Source organism: Methylolobus aquaticus (genome assembly GCF_054172105.1).
Genome location: NZ_JBSYXP010000052.1, coordinates 1 through 1,020 on the forward strand (window position 1 = coordinate 1; position 1,020 = coordinate 1,020).

Sequence of the window (1,020 nt, forward strand, 5' to 3'; positions counted from 1 at the left end):
GAGCTAAAGTCGGAACTGGTGTACGAGCGTGGGGTGATGGCTTGAGCGGGTGGCGTACCCTGCTGACAATTCGGTTGTCGAGACTGAAGCGCAGCATTGAGGTGAGTACGCCATGAGCAAGGTTACGCAGGACGAGGAGAGAAAGGCAACGGAGTTGGGTCTGGGCCTGGAGGAACTGATCCGACGGGGTGCTCGCGAGCTGATCCAGAAGGCCATCGAGACGGAGTTGGGGGAGTTGTTGAGCCGGTACGGGAACGTGAGCACGTTGGGCGGTCAGCGGGCCATTGTCCGCAACGGTTATTTGCCGGAGCGCGAGGTGCTGACGGCGGTCGGACCGGTGTCGGTGCGGGTGCCGAAGGTCCGGGACCGTTCGGGGCGCGGGGTGAAGTTCAACTCGGCCTTGGTCCCGCCGTATGTGCGCCGTTCCGGTCGTATCGCCGCGGCCTTGCCGTGGCTCTACCTGAAAGGGATCTCGACCGGCGATCTCCAGGGTGCCCTGACGGTCCTGGTTGGTGACCAAGCCAAAGGCTTGTCCGCGAATGTGGTGAGTCGCTTGAAGGCCGATTGGGCGCGGGAGTATCAGGCGTGGGCGCGGCGGGATCTGTCCGCGCAGCGCTACGTGTACTGGTGGGCCGATGGGGTCCATACCGGTGTCCGTGAAGAGGATGATCCGCGGCTGTGTCTGCTGGTGATTATCGGCGTACGGGGCGACGGCAGGAAGGAACTCGTCGCCTTGGCCGATGGCTTCCGTGAAGCGAAGTCGTCCTGGCTCGATGTCCTGCGGGATCTCCACGCGCGCGGCCTGACCGAGGGGCCACGCCTGGCCGTCGGGGACGGGGCGCTGGGTTTCTGGGCCGCGATGGACGAGATCTACGCCGAGACCCGCCACCAGCGCTGCTGGTTTCACAAGATGGGCAATGTCCTGAGTAGCCTCCCGAAAGCCTTACAGAGCCAAGCCAAGGCGGCACTGCAGGCGATCTGGATGGCGCCCACCCGGCGTGAGGCGGAGCAGGCGTTTGA

1 protein-coding gene is annotated in these 1,020 nt (G+C 64.7%); it reads left to right on the plus strand.

Translation table 11 applies throughout. From position 1 onward, the window contains the following. Positions 1-112: 112 nt before the first annotated feature. Positions 113-1,020: IS256 family transposase (locus ACW73L_RS22135; protein WP_498924705.1), on the plus strand; the 908-nt coding region annotated here is incomplete at its 3' end.